Source organism: Mycobacteriales bacterium (assembly GCA_035504215.1).
GTDB lineage: Bacteria > Actinomycetota > Actinomycetes > JAFAQI01 > JAFAQI01 > DATAUK01.
The window spans coordinates 36,805-58,150 of sequence record DATJSI010000043.1; the positions used below are offsets into that span (position 1 = coordinate 36,805).

General features: G+C 66.3%; 23 protein-coding genes. 9 read left to right on the plus strand and 14 right to left on the minus strand.

All coding sequences use genetic code 11. The features are described from left to right. The first annotated feature begins 74 nt into the window (after positions 1 to 74). The 3 genes from VME70_05105 (at position 75) to VME70_05115 (ending at position 4,330) form a co-directional block, all read left to right on the plus strand. Positions 75 to 230 (plus strand): DUF6131 family protein, encoded by a 156-nt coding sequence (locus tag VME70_05105; protein HTW19579.1) that lies wholly within the window; start codon positions 75 to 77, stop codon positions 228 to 230. A 153-nt stretch (positions 231 to 383) separates the two neighbouring features. Continuing rightward, positions 384 to 2,510, plus strand: coding sequence for an FG-GAP repeat protein (locus VME70_05110; GenBank protein ID HTW19580.1), 2,127 nt, complete (start codon positions 384 to 386; stop codon positions 2,508 to 2,510). Between the two features lie 95 nt (positions 2,511 to 2,605). Further along, positions 2,606 to 4,330, plus strand: coding sequence for an NAD-dependent malic enzyme (locus VME70_05115; GenBank protein HTW19581.1), 1,725 nt, complete (start codon positions 2,606 to 2,608; stop codon positions 4,328 to 4,330). Here the strand turns inward: VME70_05115 and VME70_05120 are convergent. Both VME70_05120 and VME70_05125 read right to left on the minus strand, forming a co-directional pair. After that, positions 4,312 to 4,476, minus strand: a complete 165-nt coding sequence (locus tag VME70_05120) for a hypothetical protein (protein ID HTW19582.1) — start codon at positions 4,474 to 4,476, stop codon at positions 4,312 to 4,314. The two genes, VME70_05115 and VME70_05120, sit on opposite strands and share 19 nt — an antisense overlap. Continuing rightward, a complete protein-coding gene (locus VME70_05125) occupies positions 4,473 to 5,951 on the minus strand; it encodes an MFS transporter (GenBank protein HTW19583.1) in 1,479 nt (492 codons plus the stop codon). The genes VME70_05120 and VME70_05125 overlap by 4 nt, the downstream gene beginning before the upstream one ends. Positions 5,952 to 6,071: 120 nt before the next feature. Between VME70_05125 and VME70_05130 the strand changes: the two genes are divergently transcribed. The 4 genes from VME70_05130 to VME70_05145 all read left to right on the plus strand — a co-directional run bounded on the left by VME70_05130 (position 6,072) and on the right by VME70_05145 (position 9,229). Next, positions 6,072 to 6,641: a TetR/AcrR family transcriptional regulator gene (locus tag VME70_05130; GenBank protein ID HTW19584.1), complete on the plus strand. Its 570-nt coding sequence runs from the start codon at positions 6,072 to 6,074 to the stop codon at positions 6,639 to 6,641. A gap of 166 nt (positions 6,642 to 6,807) precedes the next feature. After that, complete coding sequence (locus tag VME70_05135) at positions 6,808 to 7,167, plus strand: hypothetical protein (protein ID HTW19585.1); 360 nt, start codon at positions 6,808 to 6,810, stop codon at positions 7,165 to 7,167. Between the two features lie 333 nt (positions 7,168 to 7,500). Continuing rightward, complete coding sequence (locus VME70_05140) at positions 7,501 to 8,541, plus strand: GGDEF domain-containing protein (protein ID HTW19586.1); 1,041 nt, start codon at positions 7,501 to 7,503, stop codon at positions 8,539 to 8,541. Positions 8,542 to 8,884: 343 nt separating this feature from the next. Then, entirely contained in the window at positions 8,885 to 9,229 is a 345-nt protein-coding gene (locus VME70_05145; GenBank protein ID HTW19587.1) for a VOC family protein, read from the plus strand. A 172-nt stretch (positions 9,230 to 9,401) separates the two neighbouring features. Here the strand turns inward: VME70_05145 and VME70_05150 are convergent, their stop codons facing one another. Beyond that, a complete protein-coding gene (locus VME70_05150) occupies positions 9,402 to 10,511 on the minus strand; it encodes a GGDEF domain-containing protein (protein HTW19588.1) in 1,110 nt (369 codons plus the stop codon). 596 nt (positions 10,512 to 11,107) lie between these two features. On the opposite strand from VME70_05150, the gene VME70_05155 reads away from it, so the two are divergent. Next, positions 11,108 to 11,818, plus strand: a complete 711-nt coding sequence (locus tag VME70_05155) for an ANTAR domain-containing protein (protein ID HTW19589.1) — start codon at positions 11,108 to 11,110, stop codon at positions 11,816 to 11,818. A 441-nt stretch (positions 11,819 to 12,259) separates the two neighbouring features. Here VME70_05155 and VME70_05160 read toward each other — a convergent pair whose 3' ends face one another. Then, complete coding sequence (locus VME70_05160; protein HTW19590.1) at positions 12,260 to 12,388, minus strand: hypothetical protein; 129 nt, start codon at positions 12,386 to 12,388, stop codon at positions 12,260 to 12,262. Positions 12,389 to 12,547: 159 nt separating this feature from the next. Between VME70_05160 and VME70_05165 the strand changes: the two genes are divergently transcribed. Further along, positions 12,548 to 13,027, plus strand: coding sequence for a hypothetical protein (locus tag VME70_05165; GenBank protein HTW19591.1), 480 nt, complete (start codon positions 12,548 to 12,550; stop codon positions 13,025 to 13,027). Between the two features lie 261 nt (positions 13,028 to 13,288). Here the strand turns inward: VME70_05165 and VME70_05170 are convergent, their stop codons facing one another. The 10 genes from VME70_05170 to VME70_05215 form a co-directional block, all read right to left on the minus strand. Further along, on the minus strand, positions 13,289 to 13,753 hold the full coding sequence (locus tag VME70_05170; protein ID HTW19592.1) for a hypothetical protein: 465 nt from the start codon (positions 13,751 to 13,753) through the stop codon (positions 13,289 to 13,291). After that, positions 13,746 to 14,294, minus strand: coding sequence for a helix-turn-helix transcriptional regulator (locus VME70_05175; protein ID HTW19593.1), 549 nt, complete (start codon positions 14,292 to 14,294; stop codon positions 13,746 to 13,748). The genes VME70_05170 and VME70_05175 overlap by 8 nt, the downstream gene beginning before the upstream one ends. A 70-nt stretch (positions 14,295 to 14,364) precedes the next feature. After that, on the minus strand, positions 14,365 to 15,009 hold the full coding sequence (locus VME70_05180) for a hypothetical protein (protein ID HTW19594.1): 645 nt from the start codon (positions 15,007 to 15,009) through the stop codon (positions 14,365 to 14,367). A 281-nt stretch (positions 15,010 to 15,290) separates the two neighbouring features. Further along, on the minus strand, positions 15,291 to 18,374 hold the full coding sequence (locus VME70_05185; protein ID HTW19595.1) for a type I restriction endonuclease subunit R: 3,084 nt from the start codon (positions 18,372 to 18,374) through the stop codon (positions 15,291 to 15,293). Continuing rightward, positions 18,371 to 18,547 (minus strand): hypothetical protein, encoded by a 177-nt coding sequence (locus VME70_05190; GenBank protein HTW19596.1) that lies wholly within the window; start codon positions 18,545 to 18,547, stop codon positions 18,371 to 18,373. The genes VME70_05185 and VME70_05190 overlap by 4 nt, the downstream gene beginning before the upstream one ends. Then, positions 18,540 to 18,881, minus strand: coding sequence for a type II toxin-antitoxin system PemK/MazF family toxin (locus tag VME70_05195; GenBank protein HTW19597.1), 342 nt, complete (start codon positions 18,879 to 18,881; stop codon positions 18,540 to 18,542). Before VME70_05195 ends, VME70_05190 begins: the two co-directional genes overlap by 8 nt. Continuing rightward, positions 18,874 to 19,098, minus strand: a complete 225-nt coding sequence (locus VME70_05200) for a hypothetical protein (GenBank protein ID HTW19598.1) — start codon at positions 19,096 to 19,098, stop codon at positions 18,874 to 18,876. The genes VME70_05195 and VME70_05200 overlap by 8 nt, the downstream gene beginning before the upstream one ends. Positions 19,099 to 19,141: 43 nt before the next feature. Continuing rightward, positions 19,142 to 19,495, minus strand: coding sequence for an HIRAN domain-containing protein (locus VME70_05205; protein HTW19599.1), 354 nt, complete (start codon positions 19,493 to 19,495; stop codon positions 19,142 to 19,144). Positions 19,496 to 19,586: 91 nt separating this feature from the next. Continuing rightward, a complete protein-coding gene (locus tag VME70_05210) occupies positions 19,587 to 20,765 on the minus strand; it encodes a restriction endonuclease subunit S (protein ID HTW19600.1) in 1,179 nt (392 codons plus the stop codon). After that, positions 20,762 to 21,346 (minus strand): N-6 DNA methylase (locus VME70_05215; protein ID HTW19601.1); only part of this gene is annotated, 585 nt, incomplete at its 5' end. The genes VME70_05210 and VME70_05215, both read right to left, overlap by 4 nt.

Sequence of the window (21,346 nt, forward strand, 5' to 3'; positions counted from 1 at the left end):
CCCCGCGGCATCGTCTGCGCCAGATGTGGGTACGTCGTAACCGAGACGCGACGCGTCAAGGCGGAGGTGCCACGATGATCATCCTCGGTATTGTGCTGCTGTTACTCGGCTTGATTACCGGAATCGGCATCCTTTGGACGATCGGGATCGTCGTCCTGGTCATTGGCCTGATTCTCCTGCTGCTGGGCGGAACCAGCCGCGCGGTCGGAGGCCGCCGCCACTACTACTGAGCAACCCGAGGCGGCTGAGGGCCGAGTGATGCCTGACCGATTCCGCCTGCGAAGGACCGCGTGTCCCGCGAGGATTGCCGTGGGGTGGCCATCTGCTTAGGCTCCCGGAGCAACTGCGCAGCATGCACTGCGCACCTCTCACGAGGAGTCACCGTGTCCGACGCTGCCGTCGCTGCTCCCGTCCGTCCGGTGGTGCTGCCTTCGGTAGTTCGCCGCCGCGCCCTGATGGGCTTGGTCGCGCTTGCCTGTACGGCGTTGGCCGCGGCCGGCCTGCCGGCGCTGCTGTCGTCGGGCTCCGGCGCGGCCGAGTCGCTCGCCGGCGGAACCGGTGCGGCGTCTCTGTCGGTGACGAATCCGGCCCAGGGGCTGACCGCAAGCTTCGGCATCGGCGCTTTGACGGTCCGATCACAGGGCGCACGGTTCACGCTCGGGCGTCCGGCGGTCGCGCGCGGATCTCAGGTCCACTCACTCGCGCCGGTGCAGCCGCGGGTGAGTAGTGGGGAGGTCCGGTACGCGTATCCGGGCGGCGTGACCGAGACCTGGCAGAACGAGTCCGCCGGGCTCGAGCAGAGCTTCGTGATCGCGCGGCCGCCCGCCGGAGCTGGTCCGTTGAGCATCGACATGACAGCGCCTGCCACCGCGGTGCTGAACGGCGCTGCTGTGTTGCTGCCGGGCGGTCTGAGCTACGGCAGCCTGCGCGCCACCGACGCCAGCGGACGGGTATTGCGCTCCTGGCTCGCGCTTTCACATGGGACTTTGCGCATCAAGGTCTCCGACCACGATGCCCAATACCCGGTGCGGATCGATCCGCTCGTCCATAAGGCCAACGTGACCGCGAGTGACGGTGCGGTCGGGGACCTGTTCGGGACGAGCGTCGCGGTGTCCGGAAGCACGATGGTTGTGGGAGCTCCTGACCACAAGGTCGGATTGAATTCCAACGAAGGGGCGGCGTACGTCTTCACCGATCGGTCGGGTCACTGGAAGCAGGTCGCCGAGCTCACGCCGCCGGCCGGTATCCCCAGCGAGGAGTTCGGCGCGGCGGTCGCGATCTCCGGCAAGACGATTGCCGTCAGCGGTTGGGGTGCGGGCAGTGACGCCCAGGGAGCGGTGTTCGTGTTCAGTGATAGCTCTGGACACTGGAAGCAGATCGGCACGCTCACCGCGTCGGATGCCGCGCCCAACGACGAGCTCGGCCACTACTCGATCGCCATGCAAGGGAGCACGATCGTCGCGGGTGCGCCGTACCACTCGGTCGACTCGGTCAGCGGCCAGGGGGCGGTGTATGTCTTCGACGAGCCGTCCGGCGGCTGGCACAGCATGACGCAGAGCGCTGAGCTGACCGAGTCGCACGGGGCGCCGGACGACTATGTCGGCTACTCGGTATCGATCTCCGGCAACACGATCGCGGCCGGGGCGCCCGCGCCGTACCACGGGAACAACCACAACGCCGCGATCTTTGTCTTCACCAAGAGCGCAGGGCACTGGAAGGTGACCGGCGAGATGCACCAGAAGAATGCCGCCCTCGACAACGACATCGGCAGCGCGGTTGCGATCTCCGGTCACACCATCGCGGCGGGCGCATCAGAGACCGGCGCCTTGTACGTCTTCCAGCCCAAGGGCGGCAAGTGGAAGCAGACGGCAGACCTGAGCTATGGAGGGTGCGACGCTGGCTGCCTGACCTACAGCTATCTGGGCAGTGCGGTTGCATTCGACGGCAGCACCATCCTGGCGAGCGCCGACGACATCAGCGCCAAGGGCGACTACTTGGGTGCGGTGGCTCAATATCGGGAGATCTCAGGCCACTGGCGCGAGGTCGCAAGGTTCCTGACCGGGTCCGGCGAGCACAGCACGCAGAACCTGTTCGACGAGTCGGTTGCCGCATCGGGCAGCACCGTGGTCGCCGGCGTCTACAACAGCGGCGACAAGGGCTCGGCGGTCGTCTACAAGGGCCACGTCACCAGCGAAGGTCTGCTGATCGACCAGATCGGGGCCACCACAACGGGTGAGGGCGTGGTGTCGGTGACGTGCGAGGAGGTCCACTCGACCTGCCGCGTGACCGTCGGCGTACACCGGGCGGGCACCAAGAAGGTCATGGGCCACGCGAAGCCGAAGAACATCCCGGCCACCGACGTCAAGACCATCACGGTCCACTTCAACAAGGCCTTCGAGCATTTGCTCGCCAAGCCAAAGGGCGTGGACGTGACTTTCACCGTCCGTGAGTACTCCCACGGCAAGTTGAAGGCGCACGGAAGTGCGACGGTCCACTTCATCCCCGAATAGAGGTCTCGACCCGTAGCGGGGTGGCGCCAGCGTGGCCGGAGTCGTTCGGCCATGCTTGATGCGCCGGCTGCGAGGAAGGGATCCCGATGTGCCCGATGGCGGACCAGCCGAGGGTTGGGGGCGGCACCGCAAGCGCGCCAGGGACGCGGAAAGCGCGTTGGGAGCTGCTCGCGGATCCGCTGACGAACCGCGGTACGGCGTTCTCCGAGGCCGACCGTGACCGCCTCGGCCTGGCCGGCCTGCTGCCGCCCGGGGTCGAGACGCTCGAGCAGCAGTCCGAGCGCGCCTGGCGGGCAATGCTGGCGGTCGAGGGAAGTGACCCGTCAGCACGCGACCTCGCCCGCCACATCAACCTGCGTGCTCTTCAGGACACCAACGAGGTGTTGTTCTACAAGGTCCTGTCCGACCACATCGCAGACACCCTCCCGATCGTCTACACGCCGACGGTCGGTTTGGCGACGGAGCGGTTCAGCGAGATCTACCGGCGACCTCGTGGCCTGTTCATCTCCTATCCCGACCGGCATCGGATCCGCGACCTGCTGGCCAACCGACCACGCAAGGACGTCGATGTCATCGTCGTCACCGACGGGCAGCGGATCCTCGGGCTCGGCGACCAGGGCGCCGGCGGCATGGGCATCCCGATCGGGAAGCTGTCCCTCTATACGGCCGTGGGCGGCATCAACCCGGCGCGGACGTTGCCGATCCTCCTGGACGTCGGCACCGACAACGCGGAGCGACGGGCGGATCCGATGTACGTCGGATGGCGCCATGAGCGCGTTCCCGAACCCGACTACGACGCGTTCATCGATGACTTCGTTAGAGCGGTGCAGGCCGAGCTGCCCGGCGTACTGCTGCAGTGGGAGGACTTCGCGACCAACCATGCGGCCCCGATCCTGCAGCGCTACCGCGACCAGCTGCTGACGTTCAACGACGACATCCAAGGCACTGCTGCCGTCGTGGCCGGGGCGATGACGGGTGCGGTGGCCGCCACCGGTACGCCGCTGCGTGACCAGCGAATCGTGATGGTCGGGGCCGGGTCGGCGGGGATCGGTGTGCTCGACCAGCTCGTCCGCGGCATGGTCCGTGACGGCGCCACCGAGCAGGACGCGGTGGATCGGTCGTACGTCGTCGACGCCGGAGGGCTGCTCGTCGAGGGGCGCGAGGGTCTCACTCCCGGCCAGCGCCGCTACGCGAAGAGCGTCGAGCAGCTGGCCGGTTGGAGGATCGACACCAGTAACCCTGCCGGGCTCGATCTCGGCGCCGTCGTGCGCCAGGTGCGCCCCACGACGCTGATCGGCCTGTCGACCGCGCACGGCATCTTCACGAAGGAGATCGTGCAGGACATGGCGCGGGCGGTGGCGCGGCCGATCATCATGCCGTTGTCCAACCCGACCTCGCGCTCGGAAGCCGATCCGCAGGACCTGGCCGACTGGACGGACGGCCGGGCGCTCATTGCGACGGGGTCGCCGTTCCCGCCGATCGTCGGCCATGGCGCACCAAGGCGGGTGGCGCAGTCGAACAACGTCTACATCTTCCCGGCGATGGGGCTGGGTGTGCTCGCGAGCGGTGCTAGCCGGGTGACCGACGGGATGTTCGCGGCAGCCGCGGAGGCGCTCGGCGTACTGGCACCTGTGCATCGCGATCCGGACGGTGCGCTGCTGCCCGAGATCACCGACATGCCGGCCGCCGCCACGGTGATCGCGGAAGCTATCGCCATCCAAGCCGTGGCCGACGGTGTCGCGCCGCATCGATCCGCCGATGAGCTGCGCGCAATGGTCCGCGCGTACCGATGGACGCCCGCCTACGCCGACGAAGGGTGATGTTCGCCCGGGTCGGTGGATGGGTTGAATGACGGACGCCGTACGTCGTCGCGGTTGGGCGCACTGCCCGTCTTCGCGTCGGCGACCACCCACCTGGGCGTGTCGCGCAACACGCCGAGGCGGATGGTCGCCAGCACGAAGATCACTGCAACGACAGTGCTGCTTGCGCCTTCGGGCGTCGGGTGGCGAGGGCGAGCATCGCGATCGCGCCGGCGAGCAGGGCGGCCGCGCCGGTGAACACGGCGTCGACGCCCTGGGTGAAGGCGACCGTCCCGGCGCTCGTGCCGCTGGCGGCACCGAAGACGCTGACCAGCACGGCGACGCCGAGGGCGGCTCCGAGCTGCTGCGTGACGTTGACGAGACCTGATGCGGCGGCGGCATCCTGCGCGTCCACGCCACTGACGGCGCTCGCGGTCAGCATGACGAAGGAGATCCCGTTGCCGCCGGCGAAGAGCAGCATGCTGGCGAGCAGGATCGGGTAGCCGCTACCGGTGCTGAGCTGGCTGTCGATCACCATGCCGATGGTCGACGCGGTCAGGCCGACGTACATGAGGACGGTCGCCGGGAAGCGGTCGACCAGCACCCGCGTCGTCAGCTGTGACATCACGAAGATCGTGAGCGGGATGGGCAGGAAGGCAACGCCGGCCTCGAGCGGTGAGTAGCCGCGGACGTCCTGCAGGAACTGGGTGAGGAAGAAGAACATGCCATAGGCACCGGCCGAGAGCAGCGCGCGGGCGACCAGTGCGCCGCCGCGGGTGCGGTTCGTCAGCAGGCGGAGCGGCAGGATCGGCTGGGCGGCCTTCGCTTCGGCCCGGACGAACACCGTCAGTAGTACCGCGCCGGCCGCGAACGCCGCCAGGGTCCGGGTGGCGAGCCAGCCCGCGGAAGCCGCCTCGACGAATCCGTAGACCATTGACGTCACGCCGGCGGTCGAGGTCAGGGCGCCGGTGAGGTCGAAGTGTCCGCTCCGCCGCGGCGTCTCGTCGATGACGAATGCACCGAGCACGATCACAGCGATGGCGATCGGGACGTTGACGAAGAACACCCAGCGCCAGTTGGCAAGGTCGGTGAGCAAGCCGCCGGCCAGCAGGCCGGTGGCGGCGCCGCCGACCGAGACCGCGGCGAACGTACCGATCGCTCGGGTCCGGGCCCGGCCGTCGGGGTAGAGGCTCATCAGCAGCGCGAGTACGGCGGGGGATGCCACGGCGCCTCCGACGCCCTGTACGGCACGCGCGGTCAGCAGCATCCAGCCGCTGGTCGACAGGCCGCCGATCAGGGAGGCGGCGGCGAACAGGGCGACGCCCGTCAGGTAGCTCCGCCGGCGGCCGAGCAGGTCGCCGCAGCGGGCGCCCAGCATCAGCAGGCCGCCGAAGGTGAGGGCGTAGGCGTTGATGACCCACGACAGCCGTTCGGTGGAGAACGACAGGGCGTGCTGGATCTGGGGGAGAGCGACGTTCACGATCGTGCCGTCGAGCACGACCATCAGCTGGGTGGTGAGGATCACCGCCAGCATGACCGCGGACCGGGCCGGCCGGCGAGACCGGCGGGCGGCTGGCTCGACGAGGTCGATCAGGTCGCTGGGGGCATGCGGGCGGACAGGAGCTTCGAGCTGAGCTGGCATGGGGATCGCTACTTCCGATTGAAACGGAGACTGTCTCCATAACTATACGGAGATTCTCTCCACTTGGCAATAGGCGGAGGGGTTCTCCACTTTCTTGGCGGATCGTGGCATCATGGGAACGTGGCGACGACTGTGGAGCGGGATCGGCCGATGCGGGCCGATGCCCGCCGCAACTACGAGCGGATCCTCACCGCCGCCCGCGAGGAGTTCGCGGAGAACGGCACCGACACGTCGTACGACGACATTGCCCGGCGGGCGGGGGTCGGGGCGGGGACGCTCTACCGGCACTTCCCGCGCCGGATCGACCTCGTGGAGGCGGTCTACAGCAGCGACATCGACACCCTGGTGAGCGCCGCGGACAAGGCCGAGTCGATGCCGGACGCGTTCGAGGGCCTGCGGCTGTGGATGCGGGCTTTCGTCCGCTACACCGACACCAAGCGGGTTCTCTTCAACGAGATGCACGAGGCATTCGAGCGCGACCCGAACCTTAGGGTGCAGCTGCGTGAGCGGCTGTCGTCCGCGGCCACCCGCGTGCTTCGGCGGGCGCAGGACAGCGGCGTGGTGCGGACCGACATCAACCCGGACGACCTGCTCCAGTTGCTCGGCGGCATGTGCCTGTCAGCGACGGCAACGCCGGCCAGCAACAAACGCCTCCTCAACGTGATCCTCGAAGGCCTCCGCCAACCCTAAGCGGACAACTGCGCGATCAGTTCGAGACCGGCATGCAGCGTCGCGCAGCGGATTCACCCGAATGCAGCAAGTTGCCTTAGCCCGGTCGGCGGTACCGTCGATTAGCCCGCATGCAGCAGCGACATCGATTGGCCACCCGGGCGGGTGGCCGCATCTGTGAGGTGGCATGAGCACCGAACAGCGGTTAGCCACGCGCGCTGAGTTGCTCGCCGTCGCGGTGAGGCGACTCCACGCTGAGTTCCCGACCGTGGCTGCTGATCAGGTGGTCCGGTGCGTGCAGATCGCTCGGGACGAGGTGAAGGCCGCGCATCCCGCCGAAGCCGCAGCGGCCGATGCCGCGGGGTTCGTCGGAATCGTCGAGACTCAGGCCCGTCTGTACCTCGCAAAGTTCGAAGCGGTCCGCGCGGGAGCACAGGTGTCCCCGCCGCCGCCTTCCGCGCCGAAGGTCATTGAGCTCGGGGCCGCCGAGCGCCGCCGCTTCGGCCGCCACCGCCGCGACGCCGGCACATCCAAGGCCCTCAGGTAGCACCACACGGCCGATACGCCGCAGTCGCCGAGGGCACAGGCCCGGGTCTGCGGCCGTTCGAACTGAAGCAGCAGCCAGAGACGCGCGCTCAATCAGAGGTCGTAATACAGCGCGAGATTTGGCGCTGAACTGGGGATACACAGGCTGCGTGGCTCGGCTGGGCGCAGGTGGGGCACACCACCTACGGCCGTGGGCGGCAGAGGCACCCCGCGCGCCTCCGCCACTACTGGCGGCGTGCCCGGTTGAGAGGTCAGGTCGGCCGCGCCTGTTGCCGATACAGACCGGATGGGGATCCCCACCTGGTGGCGGAACCGACGGCACGACGACCCGGCGGTGTCGTCGGATCGGCGTGCGGTCCGCCAGGCAGCGGTGCTGTTCATCGCGGCTGGCGCGATCGGGTTGATCACCGACTTCATGCCGGGCGCGGTCGGGCCAGGGAACAAGTTCCTGGATGCGTTGAACCTGATCGTGGGCCTGCTCGCATTGACCCGGCTGTCCAACCGAGTGACCGGCTACCGGGCGCTGGTCTTCCCGGCTTTCGGGATGGTCGTGATCGGGTTGAACAACGCCGCGGGCGCGCTACCCGCACCGACCTTGGGAATCTGGTTCGTGCTGATCTTCTTGTGGATCGGTTCGTGGTATCCGCGGGGGATCTGCCTGCTGGCGAGCCCGTTCGCGGCAGCGGCCTACCTGGCGCCGTACGGGTTCGGTGCACCCCGCACGACCGGTGCCGTCGGCTCGGCGATGCTGGTGATCCCGGTCGCAGTCTTGGCCGGCGAGGTGATCGCAGCGAACGTCGCGCGGTCGCGGGCGCTGGCGCGCGAGCAGCAACGCGCGGTGGATGCGCTAGCTAAGGCGAACCTGACCGATGACCTGACCCAGCTCGGTAACCGCCGGTTCGGTAACCAGATCTTGGACGGGATCGAACCGGGTGACGCGTTGGCGTTGCTCGACCTTGACCATTTCAAGGCGATCAACGACCAGTACGGGCACGCCCGCGGCGACGTGGTCCTGCAGCAGCTCGGTGACTATCTGCGGGCCATGGTGCGAAGCGAGGACGGGATCGCTCGGATGGGCGGCGAGGAGTTCATGGTGATCCTGCACGGGGTGACGCTTGGGCAGGCGTTCGACTCGGTCGACCGGCTGATCCGCGGCTGGCGGGCGACCGGGCCGCTGAGCACCCTGAGTGCTGGCGTCGCGCTGCAGGCCGCGGGCCGCTCCCCGATCGACACCTACCGCGACGCCGACAACGCCCTGTACGTGGCGAAGACCACCGGCCGGGACCGCACCGTCCTTCACGACGTCGCGGTAGCCGCCGCCTTGTTGGCTGAGGGTGGGGTGGACTCGCCGGCTGCGGGCACGCGCTCCGCGTAGTTGATGTCGCTCGCGAGACACGCTTGCAGTATCCGCAGGTATTGCGGTCGCGCTTGCGGCTCGCGGTTCCGTACCGGTCGCCCGCCTCCCGCCGCTGCTGGTAGTAGCCGCGAACCGCCGGTGAGGCGTTGATCAGCGGGGTGACCCAGAGGTGGACCGTCAGACGAGCAACCGTCGCTTAGGGGCCCGGATCGGCTCTATCGTCCGAGCTAGGTACTCGGCTGACGGTGGGGACTGGCGAGCACCAGCTCCCCGACCGCCAGCGGGCCATGCGGTGGCGGTCGGGGCGCACGCCGGCAGCCTTACCCCTTCAGTTCCAGCAGGTCTGGTCCTAGCCTGAATCATGCACATCATCGGACTGTCATTCGCTGGGACATCAACCCCCCAGCGCGAACAGATGACCGAATTCATGGTGTCTGTACTCGGCGTCGAGCGCGCTGAGATCACCGGGGTAGAAGCCGACCTGTTCTGCTTGGCCGACGGCAGCCTGTTCGCCGTTGCGGCACCGGACACGATGGGGCCATCCGCTCGAGCCATTGGCTTCCTCGTCGATGACCTCGACGCCGCGATTTCAGACCTCCGAGACCACGGCATCTACACCGACGAGATCGTGACCAACGATCTCAACCGCTATGTGCACTTCACGGCACCGGACGGTCATCTCTACGAACTCGTCGAACCTTGCTAGTCCTGGACCAACGCGAACGTCGGTTCTGCAGTACTTGCCTTTGCGCGCCGCGGGCGGTGGTCATCGAGAAGCAGTCAGGACTTCAGATCGTCCGGGTGGCGGAAGCCGAACGGGATCGACGCCTCTGGCCAGTTGACGGCCCTGCAAATGAGCTGCCGCTACCGGCTGTGGGTTATGACGCGCGCAACGCGCCGGGATGAGCGATCTTGCTCGCGAGCGCGGCAGAGTAAGGCACCGCCGTGCCTTTGCCGGCGTGCTTCGCCGCGTACATTGCGAGGTCGGCGCGTCTGAGCATGTCCGTCGCATCGACGGGTGCCTCGGCTGATGTGAGGGTCGCGACGCCGATGCTCGCCCGAACGGACAGCTGAAGACCCGCGATCGCGATCGGCTGGTCGAGGCTGTGCAGGAGGCGCTGCGCAGTCTCCAGCGTTGCCTCGCCTTCCTCGATCAAGATCGCGAACTCATCGCCGCCGAGGCGCGCGACCGTATCGCCTGTTCGAACGGTTGTGCAGATACGCTCGCTGACGCGCACGAGCAACTCGTCCCCGCACGGGTGTCCGAGGGTGTCGTTAACCGTCTTGAAGTCGTCGAGGTCGACCAGCAAAACAGAGACAGTTCGGCCGTCTCGTCTGTGCAACTCGAGGGCATGGGCGAGACGGTCATTGAACAGGGCACGGTTGGCCAAGCCGGTCAGCACGTCGTGAAGCGCCTGGTGGCTGATGCGGTTCATGAGGGTGCGGTTGTCAAGCAGAACAAGCACCTGACGACTAACCAGCGCGACCGCGAGCAGAGCCGCGGCCCACGCGGTGGTGGGATCGAGCTTCCTAGTAGACACCTGGTTCAACACGATCGCGATCGCCGCGGTCGCGGGCAGATAGGGCAGCAACAGTGCCGTGCGCGGCGCGAGCGCCGTGACGGCGTCATCCTGGACCGTGTCGTCGACGACGGCCGCGACCGCGATCACCAGGAATCCCGCGACCCATCCCGTGTCGATGAGGTTGACCGCGCCGTAATGCCCGATCGCGGTGAGATAGGCGAAGCCGCTGTCGGCAACCGACAGGAAGGTAAGGCCCGCGACGGTGGTGACGAGGCCAGCCCGATGACCAGTCCGCGCGTAGCTGATGACCACGACCGCGACGGTGACAAGGACAAGGTCACTGACTGGGTAGGCCAGCGACACCACCGCCGCGAACCGGGTGTCTGCGCCCTCGCGGTACACCTCGCCGAGCGCGGTGATCCAAGTGATCAAGAACAACGAGGCGGATACCAGCGCGGCGTCCAAGCCGACCCGGACCCTGCCTTGACCCGTGAAGGCGGCCGACGGGCGGGTCAACAGACCAGCGAGCGCGAGCACGGGGAAGAGCAGGAACCCCGCATCCGCTAGGGATGGGAAGGGCGTCTCGCGACCAACCAGAAGTTCGTAGTAGCACCAGATGGCCTCTCCGCCCGCCCATGCTGCGCAGCCCGCGGCGAACAGCGCCCATGACCTCCGGTAGCGGCGAGCGGCTCGATGCGCTCGCCAGGCCCCGGCAGCTGCTGCCACACCGGCTGCGACCATCTGGGCGATGTCATCGACACCCCGGGTGAAGGAGACGCCACGCGGGCGCAGGACGATGTCAGCGACGAACGCGGTGACGAGCACCGCGCACGCTGTCGGCGCCCAGCGACGTCCATGCATGCCACCAACATCGGCAGGAGGACGGCACGCTCTATAGCCCGATTGCACTGCTACCCCCGCCAAATGGCGCGGCCGGCGGCCTGAAATAGCTTGCCCCCGATGCGCCAAGACCGTGCTGCCGGGTCTCGGTTACGTCGGGGGCGCTCTCTTGCCTGTGAGGGGTCGCGTCGGCGACGGAGGACCCCGATGCGACCGTTCTCGTGCCCGACAGCCGGGTCATCCGCCTCCGAGATTCTCAGGAATCCGTCTCCCGCTATCGGACGGATTGCTACGTTTGCGGAGTGTCCGAATCAGGCGAATTAGATGCATGGCTGGCGCGCCTGACGGCGGCAGAGTCGGACCTCGCTGACCGGGAATCCGCAACTCAAGAGGCGGAGCTGAGTCCCGAGGAGCGGCGAGCATTCGCGGAAGAGCACGAGAAGCTGGCCGCTGACCGCGACGCTCTGGCCGACGCGTACGACAACGCTGCGAGCTATCGGGACACCGCTGGTTTCGCTCGCGACGTCTACGGCTCGGAACGCGACCGTGACGCGCGCCGCCGGTTTCAAGACCTCGACCCGGGCTGGTCCGACCGGGTCACGGCAGGTGAGGACCGTGATCTCGCCGCGGGTGACCGGGCGGACGCGGGTGATGATCGAGCGCGCAGCGCAGCGGACCGGCTCAGAGCGGCGGCCGAGCGGCAGAGAGCCCGGGTTCACACCGAGGGCCTTGAACGAGAGATCGCGTTGCTGCGGGAAGCACTCACGGCGCGGCAGTTGATTGGGCGAGCCGAAGGACTACTGATGGCTCGCCACAACCTTGGTGAGCCAGCCGCCTCCAAACTCCTCACCCGACTCGGGGCCGAACTCGAGCTCGATCGGACCGCGATAGCAGTAGGGATCCTCAGCGAGCACGCGTCGCAGCGACCGTAGCAGGCGTTCTTTGAAGTGCTGGCTCAATCAAGCAGTGCTGGAAGCCTCTGGCCATCGTCAGCGCCTGTGCCCAGCATGACGAATCTGGCAGGAGTGTTGGCACAGAGTCCTAGCTACCCACCCTCGATCGTCGTCTGACGATGTCGGCGCAGATCCCGCAGGCCCGCCCTGTTCCAGGCCATGGTTCCCGGTAGTCATTCGCGATCTGGACATTGCAGAGGGTGCGGCTTGAGCCGGTTTCGACCGCGTGCCCGACACCAACGGTTTCGTGACGGTAGTGGACAACCGTCTTGTCGGCGATCAGGCGGTCGTATGGCTCCTGGACGTGCTCCCACGCCATCTGCACAGGCGCAGTGTGCTCTCCCACGCTTACCTGATCAAGAAACCCCCGACTGCCTGACGTCCGGCTTGTTCGAGTTCGCTCCCGGTGCCCCCGAAGGATCAGCGCGAGGCGACAATCGCGACCGCAACGACAATGAGGATCATGGCGATGATCGGCCAGACCGGAACGTAGCTCAGTTTCCGGCGCTGGTTACGTTCCGCCTTGGACGGGCTCGGCATCCGCTGCACGATGCTCGGTCTACCCGATGGCGCTGGTCGGCAACCGTCGGTGGCCCTGGCTTGCCAGGCTAGGTGGTCGACAAAGGCCGCATGCGCATGAACCTTCCGCTGGGCGCGCCCGGTCGACGCGTCGCCCCATGACCCATTTCCAGCCGGCTCAACCTAGCTATGCGTTGCACCGGTGTCAGCAAAACGCTGCAGAAGCGGTCGGCGTACCTAGGAGGCAGCTCGCGGCGAGGACGCGCGCTCGCGACCAGCTCACCCACGTTGCCTTATGCGGCCGGGTTCGACACCACCACCTATGCACCGGTCATCCAGCGGTTCAACGGCACGACCTGGTCTGCCGCGACGTTGACCAAGAAGGCCAAACACCCAGATCAGCTGGAAGGGCTCACGATGCATGGTCGGTCGGCGTGGACAGTCGGCATCCACAACGGCAGCGAACCTGAGATCCTGCATACAGCCGGGGGGGTTTGGACGGTTGAGCAAACCCTCAAGAGCGGCGACACCCTGAGCGCGATCAGCGCCGCGTCCAGGAAACACGCCTACGCCGCCGGCAGCTACCTGAACAAGACCGACATGGCCCGACGAACCCACCTCGAGTACTTCAACGGCCACTCGTGGAAGGCCGAGCCCTCCAAGGTCTAAGCACTGGTCGTTGGAATTGCCGTCAGCTCGCCCATCAGATGTCGTAATACAGTCGCAGGGCGCCGGCGATGCGCGTCTGACCTGCGGTTTCGCTTCAGCGGTCGACGGCTGGATGTTCTCTGGATGTTCTGGGAGCGCTCTGAGAGTGTCCCTTGGTCGCCGCGTCGCCGGCGCGACCGCTAGCTGAAACCGAGTGGTCAGGTCCGGCAAATGATGTGGGAGCGATTCAGCCTTCACTGTGGTGGGTGTCGCAAAATGGCGCTAGTTATTCGCCTCGACAGGCTCGATCGCAACGTCCAGGTTGGCCTTCATGATCGGGAGGGTCACGCCGGTATAGCCGAGCCTCAGCGCGGTCGAATGGATTGCCTCACGCAGGTTCGGCGTGATCATCATCAAGCCGACGTTCTCGGTGAAGCGCTGGACGACCGCCACACTCGGTTCAGGCCCCACGAAACTGAAGGCAAGGACCATAGCGACTCGGACGTGAGCAACTGGCTCGCCATCATCGCCTTTCAGGGTCGCGGTGCACTCGAAGCGGAGAAACAGACTCTTGTCGACTACCGAGAAGTTCGATTCAAGCTCGTAACTAGTGGTCGGTGCGGCTCCGGGACGCAGCCGATCGGCGTGCAGGTTCGTGGTGTCGATTCCAAGGAGTTGGCTCCCATGGATGAAGGCGTTGTACTCCTCAGCCGAGAACGGCACGAGCGGTTCTGCGTAGTTAGGCACCGCGGACGACCTCCCACATCGGACTGTTAATCGCCTCTGCGGTGAACAGCCCGACTGGTCTCTCCACGGCCGCTCCTCCGACCTCGAAGGCAGCGCTCACGTCTGCGTCATTCGCCGGCTGAAAAACAGACTCAACAACCAGTCGGCCGGGCGTCATGCCGACGACGCTCGACTCGACAACGAGTGGTTGACCACTCGCCGGATAAACCATGTGCCAGATAATGGGCTCTCGACTGAGCTCTCTGCGCTGCCAACAGCACTCGACGTGCGCGCGACCCGGTTCTACCGGATGAACGGCCAGGCACGATTGGTAGCCCATCGCTCGCGTATACCGGCCGATTGTGGCAATGCGAAGGTTGCCATCGCCGTTGAGGACCTGCGAAACCGCGCTCTCAGACACGCCAAGCTCATCCGCGACCGCCGATGCCGTCATGCCGCTGGCAGCGAACGTCTTCTTCAAAACGCCCGACACTGTAATGGCAAGTTCGGCGGCTGCGAGCTCCTGCAACCCAGCCGGGGTACTGGCGTACTCGTCGAACATCGACGGCTCGGCATTGCTGACCGCGCCGTCGCTACGTCGGCGGGGCGTGCGGCCAGAGCGAGGCGAGTGCTCAAGGTCTGTCATGCGCGGCGTCTTCCTCGCGAATCTTCAACGCTTCCTGAACCTTCTCGGGTGGCGCAAGGTCGTCATCCTTCTCCCATGCACAGCCGAGGCGGAGAACTGCGTCCATCTCGGGATACCACCATTTGTCGTCGGGATGGAACTTGCCTGGAGTCGTGCTGTTGAAATCCTTGACACGAGGCTTCGGTGTAAACGTGCCGTCACCTGGGGTATCCCAGTAGCTGAGGCGGCGATTGCTGTGCTTGAACTCCCACACGCCGTCGTCAAGATCGTTCACATCCGTCCGAGTAGACGGCTCGCCGAACTCAACGACGTGTTGGATCTTCTTCAGAAGATAGGCATAGTCGTGGATTTGGTCCTGGTCCTTTGGTGGTTGGTAGCCCGGGTCGTCGCGACGCGCCCCGTTCCGCATCGCTGTGATGTACTCGCGCGCCGGCGAGGAACGATCAGCACGTACGGCGCACTCTGCGGCGTCATGGATGGCCCTTCCGCTACCTCTGTACACCACGTCTCGACTGACTTTAGCAAACACTAAAGCAAGAGTCACCGGGTTCACCTGAACGGGCTCTACGCCCGCGGTGGAATCAGGCGGGCCTGTGATCGACCCCTCGTCATCCTTATACACCTCGGCCACGCGGCGCACAGTACGCCGCGATCTCCCGCGCCAGTGTGATTTCTCGCGGGTATGTCGCTGGCGACAGATCACCCACCCGCGATGAATGCACCCGGAAGCCATCACTTCGCGTGTGAACGTTCGCAGAATGCAGCCGACAACGCGAGATGGGTAGCCTCTGCATCGAAAGGTTGTGGATGTACGACGTCGTCGGAGAGTGCGGTCGACCGGTCACCGATCCCGAGACTTGACAATCCTGACGGGGTGCTCGATCGAGCCAAAATTCCCCGCGACCTCCCCAGCTAATTTGTGGACGCGGCGAATAGTTCTGCCTGCTCCAACACCAGCTCGATCGCGCGCTCTTCGTGGTCGGGTGGGTAGTCGTACTTCGCGAGCAGACGGCGGATCTTGGCGCGCATCGTCGCACGGACCGACTCCTTGAGGTTCCAGTCGATCGTGACGCTCTGCTGGACCGCGAAGACGAGGTCGACCGCAATCTTCTTGAGGGTGTCGTCGCCCATCTCAAGGACTGCGGCGTCGTTCTGGACGATCGCGTCGTAGAGCGCGGCCTCGGCTACTGACAGGCCGAGTTGCTCATGGCGGTGCTGCTGGTCGCGCATTTGTTTCGCGAGCTTCACCAGCTCGGCGATGATCTCGGCAGTCGTCAGGGCACGGTTCGTGTAGCGGTTGATCGCCTCGTCGAGTTGCGCGGAGAACAGCCGGGCCTGCACGAGGTTCGTCCGCTGGACAGTCGAGATCTGGTCGTTGAGCAGCTTGCGCAGCAGGCCCATCTGCAGGTTCGGCTTGTCCTTGTGCGCGAGACCGTCAAGGAACTCGTCCGACAGGATCGACAGCTCTGGCGTCTCGATCCCCGCCATCGCGTAGACGTCGACGACGTCGTCTTCCGCGGTGACGGCCTCGTTGACGAGCTGGCCGATCGCGGTCTCCATCGCGACGTCGCCACCGGCGCCGGCTCGACCCGAGTCGGGGTTCTCGATCTTGAGGATCGCCGCGCGGACGTCGGCGAACAGCCGCACGTCGTTGCGGATCGCCAGCGCCTCGTCTCGGCTGCCGCACAGCGCGAACGCCTTCGCGAGCGCGAGCACCTGATCGAGGTACCGGGTCTTGCGGTCCGGGTCGGCCATCACGAAGTCGAGGACGACCGCATGCTGCGCGAGTCGCTCAGCCGCCGGCAAGGCGGGTGAGGAGTTGAAAGCGCAGCCGTGCAGCAGCGTCCGGATGACGTCGTGCTTCTCGAGCATGACCGAGACCATCTCGTCGATCGGCACTCCAGCCTGGTCGCGATCGCTGGGGGAGTACTCGCGCAACGCGGCTCGCAAGCTGGTCGCCACGCCGATGTAGTCGACGATTAGGCCGCCCGGCTTGTCGCGGAAGGTGCGGTTGACCCGCGCGATCGCCTGCATCAGACCGGCGCCCTGCATCGGCTTGTCGACGTACATCGTGTGCACGGCAGGCGCGTCGAACCCGGTGAGCCACATGTCCCTGACGATCACCAGCTCCAGCGGGTCGTCCGGGTCCTTCGCCCGCGCCTTGAGCTGCTTGCGCACGTCCTTGCCGTGCAGGTGCGGCTGGTACGCCGGCGGGTCCGCGGCCGAGCCGGTCATCACGACCTTGATCGCCCCGGCGGCCGGGTCCTCGTCGTGCCAGTCCGGCTGAAGCTCCACGATCTTGGCGTAGAGCTCGACCGCGATCCGGCGGCTCATCACGACGATCATCGCCTTGCCGAACAGCTCGCCCCGGCGCCGTTCCCAGTGCTCAACGATGTCCGCTGCAACGACGTCGAGCCGGTCGTCCGCGCCGACAATCGCCTCAAGCCGCGCCCACTTCGATGTCGCCGCACGTGCGTCGTCCTCGGAGGCGCCTTCGATGATCTCCTCGACTCCGGCGTCAACTGCCTCTCGCGCGTCGTCGGGCAGCGACACCTTCGCCAGACGCGACTCGTAGAAGATCCGGACCGTCGCACCGTCCTCGACCGCTCGCGTCAGGTCGTAGACGTCGATGTAGTCGCCGAACACGCTGCGGGTCGAGCGGTCGCCGGACTCGATCGGGGTGCCGGTGAACCCGAGGTACGTCGCATTCGGCAGCGCATCACGCAAATGCTTCGCGTAGCCATCCGCGAACCCATACTGCGAGCGATGCGCCTCATCCGCGACGACCACGACGTTGCGACGATCGGTCAGGACGGGGTGGATGTCGCCGCGTTCCTCGGGCGCGAACTTCTGGATCGTGGTGAAGATGATGCCGCCCGCCGCACGCGACAGCAGCTCGCGCACCTCGGCACGTGACTCCGCCCGCCGCGGTGCCTCCGGCAGCACTCGTGCCGGCGCGAAGACCTCACCGAACAGCTGGTCGTCGAGGTCGTTGCGGTCGGTGATGAACACCAGCGTCGGGTTGCCCATCGCCGCAGAGCGCATGATCTTCGCGGCGTACAGCAGCATCTCGAACGACTTGCCCGACCCCTGGGTGTGCCAGACCACGCCGCCGCGTCGGTCACCGTCCGGGCCGGCCGCCTCGATCGTCGACTCGACGGCGGCGTTGACCGCCCAGTACTGGTGGTATTTCGCGAGCCGCTTCACCAGCCCGCCCGGCTCGTCGGAGAACGCGATGAATGACCGTGTCAGGTCGAGGAACCGGCGCTGATCAAACACACCGCGCATCAAGACTTCGAGCGCAGGCCGGTTCGTGATCACCTCGCGGCCGTCGATCGTCTTCCACGGCGCGTAGTGTTCCCAGCCGGCGGTGAACGACCCCATCGACGCCGAGGTCCCGTCCGAGACGACCGTCACCGCGTTCGGGACGAAGATCGACGGGATGTCGTGGCGGTAGGTCTGGATCTGGTTCCACGCGCCGCGCAGCGTCGCGTTCTCATCGCCGGGGTTCTTCAGCTCCAGCAGGGCGAGCGGCAGTCCGTTGACGAAGACCACAACATCGGGCCGGCGGTTGCGGCCGGCCTCGATCACCGTGAACTGGTTGACCGCCAGCCAGTCGTTCGCCGCCGGGTCTTCCCACGAGATCAGCCACACCAGCGACGTCCGGATCAACGCGTCCGCGCCGCGATGCTCCACCGGTACGCCGTCGACCAGCAGCCGGTGGAACCGCTCGTTCTCCGCGAGTGGGTTCTGCGACTCCGGCCGCAGCAGCGCCTTGATCGCGTCGTCGATCACCGCAGCGGGCAGTTCCGGGTTGATTCGCGCCGCCGCCTCGCGGAGCCGGCCGAGCAGCACGACCTGCTCGTAGGACTCGCGTTCGGGTGCGTTGCCGTCCTCGGCGATCACTGGTCCCGGCTGCGTCTGGTAGCCGAGGCCGCGCAGGTAGTCCAGCGCCGCGTCCTCGACGACCGCCTCGGTGATCCCGGATGGACTCACGGCGCGAGCTTTCGGACAGCGGTGGGCGGTCGCAGGAAGGCGACGACCTTGCCGCGCCGGCTCAGCGCGACAGTCTCGCCGGACTCGATCGCGCGAATCAGTTCGTGCATGTGCGTACGCGCGTACGTCATCGAGACGACGTGTCCAGGGTCGGCCGTGGCGCGGTCAGACATCGAGGAACAGCCGGATCGTCCGCGACACGGCTGACATCACCTCGAGGCCGACGAACCCATCACGGCGTACGAGCCGCCGGTCACTGATCGATCGGATGTCCTCGACCCGCGCGTATGAGGTCACTTTCAGGCCGTTAGCCGCGTCTGGCTCGATCTCCACACGAGTGGGAAAGTCGTGCTTGGTCTTGGTCAGTGGAAGCACTGTCAATGTCGAGGCATGGCGATTCCACTGGTCGGAGGACACGACAAGCGCGGGTCGCTCGAAGCCTTGCTCATGTCCAATCGGATTGCCGAGGTCGACTCGCCACACTTCGCCGCGGCGTGCTTCAGTCACGATCGAGACCGTCGGCCGCCGTCCGCTCCCACAATGGATCGGCCTCGCCGGCCTCCGCGTGCGCCGCGAGGGCTTGGCGAGTTTGGCGCCAGAACTCCTCTTTCTCTAGGGCTTCGAGTGCGGCGTCGACCACGTCGCCGATCGAACTGCCCCGCTCGGCCGCGAGCGCCGCAGCCCTGGCTCGTGTCTGCTCGGACACCCGCACGGTCGTGGTCATGAGCCGAGTCTACTGTTCTGCATGCAGAAACGCATGCACGATCTCAATTGTTGATGAAGACGCCGATGTTCGGCTTGTCGCGAGTGCCGCCGCAGAGCGTGGCGTCGAACTCGACCATGACGCCTTGGCCTCCCCAGGCATCCAGCGTGCTCGCTAGTTCCGCAGCCTGCTCACGCGCGACATGGCCGACGATTCGACCCCTGATGTGTACGGCGATGGCGTTGCGGTCGTACTGGTTGTGCGGCTCGCGCACCAATCGCGCGGGCCAGCTGTCGCTCTGCCGCTGAAGTTGGCGAAGGGCCGAGAGGTGGAACGACTCGCCACGGATCTCGAGCCGATGCCGGTAGTTCAGCGCCGAGAAGTCAACGACCCGCACCGGAGTCGCAGCGCGCTGCACAGGCACTCGCCGCCGTCGTCGCAGGGTCAATAAGGACACGCGGTCATGGTGGCGCGCCGGCAAGATCACTCGCAGCCGAACGCTGGATCGCTCAGCCGCTCTCGGCAAAGGCTTCGCGCGCCTCTGGTACTCGAATGCGCCCTGACAACAACTCGGGCAGCAGGATGTCGCGCAACGATGTAAGAGTTCCAATTTCGTCAGTCCGCGCCCGGACGACTGCAAACAGGCTTGCCAAGGCTGACTCGACCCTTTCGAGCTGGTGCGCGGCGGGCAGCCGAATTTGGTGCGCCTTGAGGTTGCTCATGCTGATCTTCGCTTGGACCGCTCCCGTGACGATGGGCCGTACGTCCGTGTCTTCGAGCGCGACCATCAGAAGTTCAGTGGATATCTGTCGCCCGACGAGGACATGGGCGTGGTTGTTGACCCAAGATGGGCCCCAGATGTACTGGACGACAGGTGATCCATCTGGATTCACGACACTGCCGTCCTCGCCAACCAACACCAGCACCTGGTCGAAAATTGGCTCGGCGACGTGGCCGAAGACCCCCGTCGCGCCGTAATACGGCACCGTGCCGGGCATCTCCGACCTCTGCTTGGCCGACAGTGGCACTCGTTGCCGATTTAGGAAGGTCGACGACTCCGCGACAACCCCCAACACCGTGGCGTCGGCCAAGCCGGCCAAGTAGTGCTGCCGCGCGAGTTGCCGAGCGGTCGTGATTACCCGACGGTTGGAGTCGATCTTGTCGTCCAGCGCCCCCAACGTTGCGGCTATCCCGCGCCGCACGAGATCGGGCGGGAGTGGGATCGGCACTTCACGGAGGTCCTTGAGGTTTAGCGTCGGTTGCACGGTTGTGTTCAACCGCGACGCGATTCGAGCCTTCGCCTCGCGGGACCTGAGACAGAGCGCGACCCACTGAGCGCCGATCTGTGGCCGTATGCGCGCTACGCCAATCGCCCGCGCAGTGTTCCATCCCGTTAGCGATCCAGGCGCGATCGCTACCTCGCCTGCCGTACCTACGAGTGTGATCAGGAGCTCGCCGCCGGTCAGCCGGGACCGCGAATACGCTGCCTCAACCGCAGGATCGACGAACAGCGGATCCGCGGTATCGATCCGCCCGTCCTGAACGTTCGATACCCGCACTATTGGAATGCCTCCGGCTACGGCTGGTCCGGGCTGGACAATGCCGTACGTCAGGTCCTCCGGCGATACGAGCACGCTCCCTAGCGGCTCGACAGGCCAGTCAGGCAACGCGATCCCGAGCCCACTCACCACAGGATGCTGCCGAGCCGAGCCCGCACCTCATCTTCGAGGCGACGCCCCTCGTCGAACTCGGCATACAGCGCCCCGGTCAGGCGCGTGATCTTGTCGTCAATCGGTTCTCCGTCGTCCTCCGCTTGCGCCTGGCCCACGTATCGACCGGGTGTTAAGACGAAGTCATGCTCCGTGATCTCATCAACTGCGGCCGCTCTAGCGAAGCCGGAGACATCCGAGTACGGCGGCTCGGGCGCAGTTGAGCGCCACGCGTGGTAGGTGCCGGCGATCTTGGCGATGTCCTCCGCGTCGAGGACTCGAAGCGTCCGGGTTTCCATGCGGCCGAGCTGGCGGGCGTCGATGAAGAGCACCTCGCCGCGGCGCTGCCGGCGGCCATTGCCATGTCTGTTCTTCGAGACGAACCACAGGCAGACTGGGATGCCAGTGTTGAGAAACAGCTTCTCTGGCAGCGAGACGATGCAGTCGACGAGATCGGCCTCGACCAGCTTCCGGCGGATCTCGCCCTCGCCGGACTGCTTTGACGACAGCGAACCGTTGGCGAGCACAAACCCCGCAGTCCCGTTCGGCGCGAGGTGGTG

Coding starts and splice junctions, on each gene's coding strand:
- VME70_05175 (HTW19593.1), bottom strand. CDS start 14,294: ATGTTCGACGAGTACGCCAGTACCCCGGCTGGGTTGCAGGAGCTCGCA.
- VME70_05165 (HTW19591.1), top strand. CDS start 12,548: ATGCGTTGCACCGGTGTCAGCAAAACGCTGCAGAAGCGGTCGGCGTAC.
- VME70_05105 (HTW19579.1), top strand. CDS start 75: ATGATCATCCTCGGTATTGTGCTGCTGTTACTCGGCTTGATTACCGGA.
- VME70_05115 (HTW19581.1), top strand. CDS start 2,606: ATGGCGGACCAGCCGAGGGTTGGGGGCGGCACCGCAAGCGCGCCAGGG.
- VME70_05125 (HTW19583.1), bottom strand. CDS start 5,951: ATGCCAGCTCAGCTCGAAGCTCCTGTCCGCCCGCATGCCCCCAGCGAC.
- VME70_05135 (HTW19585.1), top strand. CDS start 6,808: ATGAGCACCGAACAGCGGTTAGCCACGCGCGCTGAGTTGCTCGCCGTC.
- VME70_05200 (HTW19598.1), bottom strand. CDS start 19,098: ATGACCACGACCGTGCGGGTGTCCGAGCAGACACGAGCCAGGGCTGCG.
- VME70_05145 (HTW19587.1), top strand. CDS start 8,885: ATGCACATCATCGGACTGTCATTCGCTGGGACATCAACCCCCCAGCGC.
- VME70_05190 (HTW19596.1), bottom strand. CDS start 18,547: ATGTCTGACCGCGCCACGGCCGACCCTGGACACGTCGTCTCGATGACG.